The sequence below is a fragment of the Nonomuraea sp. B19D2 genome (assembly GCF_040137845.1).
Lineage (GTDB): Bacteria > Actinomycetota > Actinomycetes > Streptosporangiales > Streptosporangiaceae > Nonomuraea.
Genome location: NZ_JBEFAK010000112.1, coordinates 1 through 5,630 on the forward strand (window position 1 = coordinate 1; position 5,630 = coordinate 5,630).

General features: G+C 67.9%; 5 protein-coding genes and 2 pseudogenes. 5 read left to right on the forward strand and 2 right to left on the reverse strand.

All coding sequences use genetic code 11. From position 1 onward, the window contains the following. Positions 1–180 precede the first annotated feature (180 nt). A pseudogene (locus tag ABN273_RS60225) lies at positions 181–324 on the forward strand (hypothetical protein); the annotation flags it as partial. Between the two features lie 349 nt (positions 325–673). Continuing rightward, entirely contained in the window at positions 674–2,908 is a 2,235-nt protein-coding gene (locus tag ABN273_RS58785; protein ID WP_349458514.1) for a Tn3 family transposase, read from the forward strand. Positions 2,909–3,016: 108 nt separating this feature from the next. On the opposite strand, the gene ABN273_RS58790 is transcribed toward ABN273_RS58785, so the two are convergent. Together ABN273_RS58790 and ABN273_RS58795 are read right to left on the reverse strand one after the other, a co-directional pair. Then, positions 3,017–3,148, reverse strand: a complete 132-nt coding sequence (locus tag ABN273_RS58790; RefSeq protein ID WP_349458510.1) for a hypothetical protein — start codon at positions 3,146–3,148, stop codon at positions 3,017–3,019. Positions 3,149–3,293: 145 nt separating this feature from the next. After that, the gene (locus tag ABN273_RS58795; protein ID WP_349458511.1) at positions 3,294–3,914 is read right to left on the reverse strand and encodes a TetR/AcrR family transcriptional regulator; all 621 of its coding nucleotides are present in this window, start codon (positions 3,912–3,914) and stop codon (positions 3,294–3,296) included. Positions 3,915–4,026: 112 nt separating this feature from the next. Between ABN273_RS58795 and ABN273_RS58800 the strand changes: the two genes are divergently transcribed. The 3 genes and pseudogenes from ABN273_RS58800 to ABN273_RS58810 all read left to right on the forward strand — a co-directional run. Continuing rightward, the gene (locus tag ABN273_RS58800) at positions 4,027–4,224 is read left to right on the forward strand and encodes a ferredoxin (RefSeq protein ID WP_349458512.1); all 198 of its coding nucleotides are present in this window, start codon (positions 4,027–4,029) and stop codon (positions 4,222–4,224) included. After that, on the forward strand, positions 4,221–5,423 hold the full coding sequence (locus ABN273_RS58805) for an NAD(P)/FAD-dependent oxidoreductase (RefSeq protein WP_349458513.1): 1,203 nt from the start codon (positions 4,221–4,223) through the stop codon (positions 5,421–5,423). Before ABN273_RS58800 ends, ABN273_RS58805 begins: the two co-directional genes overlap by 4 nt. Positions 5,424–5,440: 17 nt before the next feature. Further along, positions 5,441–5,630: pseudogene (locus ABN273_RS58810) on the forward strand (cytochrome P450); the annotation flags it as partial.

Below are 5,630 nucleotides of genomic sequence, written 5' to 3' on the forward strand. Positions count from 1 at the left end.
CCACTCGTTCTGCGGTAATATTCCACCGAAGGAGTATGAAGGCGCCTTCTATAAGGCGCAGGAATCTGCTACGTCATTCGCAAGTTCGCAGGAATCGTAGCCTCCAAGATTCCCGGGACGGTCCAGCATCCGGGCGCGCTGGCCGGTTACGGGAAGCGGGAACACACCCGAACGGATCATTTGAAGCTGGTGGTCAGGTATCTGGGGTGGAAGACGACCGCGCCGGACAGCGAGGCGTTGAAGGAGCTGACCCAGTTCCTGCTGGATCGGGCGATGGAGCACGACTCGCCGACCGTGCTATTCAGCCTGGCTCGGGAGTACCTGATGTCGGCGCAGGTGGTGCGTCCTGGTCCGACGGTGCTGGCCAAGATGGTTGGTGAGGCCCGGACCGGGGCGACGGCGCTAACCTCAGAGCTGCTGGGGCATCTGCTGACCACCGAGGTGCGAGCGGATCTGGAGCGGCTGCTGATCGTCGATGCGGGGCTGGGGATGACCTGGCTGGAATGGTTCCGGCAGGCGGCCAGGGAGGCGACGGCTTCGGCGGTGAAGACCTCGATCAACAAGCTGTTGTGGCTGCGGGCGATCGACGCCCACACCATGGACCTGTCTGCGCTGCCGAACGAACGGCGCCGGTTCCTGGCCACTGTCGGCGCGCGGGTCGACGAACCAGGCCCTGCAACACAGGGAGGAACGCAAGTACCCGATCCTGCTGGCGTTCGTCGCCCAGGCCGCGATCGACCAACTGGACGAAGTCGTCGCCCTATTCGACCAAGCGGTGTCCGCGCGGGAGTCGCGAGCCAAGACCAAGACGAACGAGGCGTTGGTGGAGCGGGCGAAGAAGGGCGAGGCCCGGCAGCTGCTGATGGACCTGATCCTGCCAGTGTTGGCCGACCCGTCGGTGCCGGACGAGCAGGTCGGCGGATTGCTGCGCGAGCAGATCGGGATGCAACGCCTGAGGGAGATCACCTCGGATGCGTGGAAGCCGCTGCCGAAGGACCATGGCCGCTTGTCGGAGCTGGACTCCTCCTACTCCTACCTGCGCCAGTTCACCCCGAACGTGCTGGCTGCGGTCGATTTCCAGGGCGGTCCCGGGACCGACGAACTCATGGCGGCCGTGGCCATCCTGAAGCGGCTGAATGAGACCAACGGCCGCAAGGTGCCCGCGGACGCGCCGACGGGGTTCGTGCCGGCCCGGTACGCCGACTACCTGGAGAAGGCCCGTAAGCCGGGTGAGGATACGGTGTTCCGGCACTACTGGGAACTTGTGGTGATCTTGTGTTTGCGGGATGGGTTGCGGTCGGGGGATGTGTTCGTGCCGGGCTCGCGCCGTTACGCCGATCCCTCGACCGCAACCCAGCAGTGGGAGCCGAAGCGGGCGGAGTACGCACAGCTGGTCCGCAAGCCCCTGTCCGGTAGGGACGCGGTCGAGGTCGGCAGGTCCGAGCTGCACGCCGCCCTGACCGACCTGGAGGAGACGTTGCGGACCGCGCCGCCGGAGCAGGCCGGGGCGGTCCGCCTGGACGCCGAGGGGAACCTGATCGTGGCGCCGCTGTCGGCCGAGGACATCCCTCCGGAGGTCAAGGACCTGCATGACGACCTGGCGGGGATGCTGCCGTTCGCGCCGATCGCCTCCGTTTTGATCGAACTCGACGCCAGGACGGGGTTTGTGGACTGCTTCACCCACGCCGGCGGCAGGAAGCTGGCCAAGTCCGCCGAGACCAAGCGGAACATCCTGGCCTGCCTGATCGGCCTCGGTACGAACCTCGGCCTGGTGCGCATGTCGGAGGCGTGCGGGGTGTCCTATGAGATGCTGGCCTGGACGATGGAGTGGTACATCCGCGATGAGACGTTGCGTGAGGCGAACACGGTGATCGTGAACCACCACCACGGCCTGGAGATGTCGAAGATGTTCGGTGGCGGCACCATGTCCTCCTCCGACGGGCAGCGCTTCCCGGTGCGCGGCAAGTCGACCACCGCCCGGACCATGACCATCTACGGCGGGCAGGTGCTGTCGTCCTACACCCACGTCTCGGATCAGTGGTCGACGTTCGGCACCCAGCAGTTCGTGCCGACTACCCGCGAGGGGCAGTACACGCTGGATGAGTTCCTCGGCAACAAGACCGATCTCCCACTCCATGATCACGCGACGGACACGCACGGCGCCACGCTGATCAACTTCAGTCTGTTCGACCTGGTCGGCAAGCGCCTGACCCCCCGGATGCGGGACCTGACGAAGGTCACCCTGGTGCGGGACGACACCCCCACCGCGATCAACCGGCTCTACCCGCACGCCGGTCCGCTGCTGAACGCCCGCTGGGGCGAGGCACTCGTCGAAGACACCTGGGACGATCTGCTGCGGATGGGCGCGTCGCTGAAGTACGGGCAGGCCACCGCCTCCCTCGTGGTCGGTAAATGGTCGGCCGCGCCGCGCCAGAACACCTTGGCGAGCGCGCTCAAGGAATGGGGGCTGCTCAGGCGTACCCTGCACACGGCCCGCTATCTGTCGGACCCGGTGTACAGGAGGCGGATCTCCCGGCAGCTCAACAAGGGCGAGTCCCTGCACGCGCTGCGCCGCGACCTGCACTACGCCCAGCAGGGCACCATCACCGCCCGGCCGTACCTGTCCGATCAGACTGAACAGGCCTGGTGCCTGACCATATTGACCAACAGTGTGGTGGTCTGGACGACCGAGTATTTTGGGCTCGCCGTGCAGCGGCTCCGCGCTGACGGCAAGTCCGTCGACGACGAGCTCCTCGCCCACATCTCCCCCGGCCGCAGCGAGAACATCAACTTCTTCGGGGCCATCCCGGTAGAAGTCGAGGCCGAGCTCGCCAAGCTCGACAACGGCTGGCGGCCCCTGCGCACGCGCCCGGACGACGGCGCGGGCATGCTGCTCGGGCAGATCTGAACGCAGCCCGCCTTGAGCCGCTGGTCACCACGGCGAAATGTCCGCAGCGGTCTGAAGTCCACTTCGGGGCAGCCCCGAGCGAACGTGGCGCGCCCCTCCTTGAGGGCCCTAGTTCTCGAAGTGGGCCGGTACGACGCGGCAGGTGCCCAGGAGCTGGGCGGCCTGCGCGCCCTGGGCGCTGTCGAGGGTGACGAGCGCGTTGTCGAAGGCTGCGGCGTGGCGCGCGCCGCCGAGGAACAAGATGGCGATGTCGACCGGCGCGATCTACTCCACCAGTTCGAACGCGGCAGTGTCGCATGCGTTGTGGCCGTCCCGCTTGTGCATCCGAAGGCGGCGGACATGCCGTTCATTCGCGCGTCATCCTGCCGGACCGGGCCTGGCATTGTCAAAAGAGCCGGCTGTCCGGCTGCTGTAGCGGCACCGTGGCCGGCAGGGGGGTGGCTGCGTCAGGAGCCAGGGCGTCGAGGATGAGTGATAGGTAGCGCCGCCAGCCGTCGCTGTTGGGCTCCATGGTCCACAGCAGCCCCACGAGCATGACCACGATGCGAGGCATGTCATCGGGCACCAGGTCGGCACGGATGAGACCGGCCTGCTGGGCCCGGCCAGCCAGCAAGATGAGCGCCTCGAAGGGGCGGGCACCAGCCTCGTGGGTAATGGCGCCGGAGTCTCTCGCGGCGGCCACGGTGTTGTGCTCGCGAGCCGCCACCGACAGTGTCGCCTCGAGCACGTTGACCAGACCACGCCTAGGGTCGTCGTCGCTCATGGCCTGCTCGATGGCGGGGGCGATGTTCTCGGCGAAGCTCTGGTCGAGCGCGTTTCGGGCGAGCACCGCCTTGTCCGGGAAGCGGCGGTAGAGGGTGGCGATGCCTACCCCGGCGCGGCGGGCGATCTCTTCGAGCGGGGCGTCGGGCCCTTGTTCGGCCCAGATCTGCCGGGCGGCTCGAAGAAGCTTCTCGCTGTTGCGCACGGCGTCGGCTCGTAGCGGCCGTGAGCTGTCGGTGGTCACCGGTCCAGGATACCAATCGATAGCTGCCTATCGGTTGGTATTGACCTCCCTGCAGCAAACAAGTAATAGTTGACTATCAATTAGCAACCAGGCGTAGCCAAGGGGGAGTCAGGTGAAGGTGACCGTTGAGGCCGACAAATGCGTAGCCGCCGGCCAGTGCGTGCTGATCACGCCCGAGGTCTTCGACCAGCGTGAGGAGGACGGCCTCGTAGTGCTGCTGGACGAGACACCCGCGCCGGGGACGTACGACGCGGTCCGTGAGTCGGCCGCGGTCTGCCCGGCCGCCGCCATCCATCTGGTGGAGTCGTGAACCGGATCGTGATCGTCGGGGGGTCGGCGGGCGGGCTGGCCACTGCGGAGGGGCTGCGCAGGGCCGGATATGCGGGCGTGATCACGCTCGTCGGCCAGGAGCCGCACCCGCCCTATGACCGCCCGCCCCTGTCGAAACAGATCCTGACCGGGCAGTGGGGGCCGGACCGGCTCACCCTCCGCGGCAAGGAGGAATTGCACAGCCTCAGCCTGGATCTGCGCTTGGGCGTGCCCGCGATCGGGCTGGACCTGAGCGGCGGAAGCGTGGCGCTGGCCGATGGCGCCGAGGTGCCCTACGACGCTCTGGTGATCGCGACCGGCGTGCGTCCCCGTCACCTGCCGGGCAGCGAGGTCGTGCCGGGCGTGCATACGCTGCGCACCCTGGACGACGCCGTATCGCTGAAGGCGCGGCTGCTTCCGGGGCGGCGGCTGGTGATCGTCGGTGCCGGGTTCGTGGGTGCCGAAGTGGCCGCCGTCGCCACCGGGCTGGGTGTGAAGGTGACGTTGCTGGAGGCAGGTCCGCTTCCGCTGGCGCAGGCCCTCGGCGAGCAGGCCGGCCACGTGCTGGCCGAGATCCACCGCGGCCACGGCGTCGATCTGCGCACGCATGCCGCCGTCGCCGAGATCGTCAGCGCAGGCGGGGCGGTCACGGGGGTGCGGCTGGCCGATGACACGGTGCTGCCGGCGGATGACGTGCTGGTGGCGATCGGCTCGGTGCCGAACACCGAATGGCTCGGCGGCAGCGGGCTGTCCGCGGGCGACGGGCTGGTGTGCGACGAGTTCAGCGCCGCGGCGCCCAGTGTGTACGGGGTCGGGGATGTGGCCCGCTGGCACAATCCGCTGTTCGACACCGCCATGCGGATCGAGCATCGCACCAATGCCGCTGAGCAGGGCCTGGCCGTCGCCCACAACCTGCTCCATCCGCAGGCGCGGCGGCCGTTCGCGCCGGTGCCGTACTTCTGGTCCGACCAGTACGGCATGAAGATCCAGGCCTACGGCCACCTGCGCGACCACGATGAAGCACGCATCCTCGAGAGCAATCTCGCCGAACGCCGGCTCCTGATCGCCTACCGCACCGGCGACAGGGTGGCCGGAGTGCTCGCGGTCGGCATGTCGCCCAAGATCCTGCGCGCGTGGCGTGCCCTCATCGCGGCCCGGACCCCATGGGCCACCGCCATCACCGACACGACAGCTGCGTAACAACTCAGGAGTTCGCAATGAGCATTACGACCGACACCCACGACGACGCAGGCCTTCCTGTCTTCCCTGGAAGACGCTCCCAGCGCTGCCCCTTGGACCCGCCCGCCGAATACGCCGGCTGGCGCCAGGCCGATGGCCTGCAGCAGGTCCGGTTGTGGAATGGCCACACCGCCTGGGTGGTGACCCGGTACGAGGACGTCCGCGCGG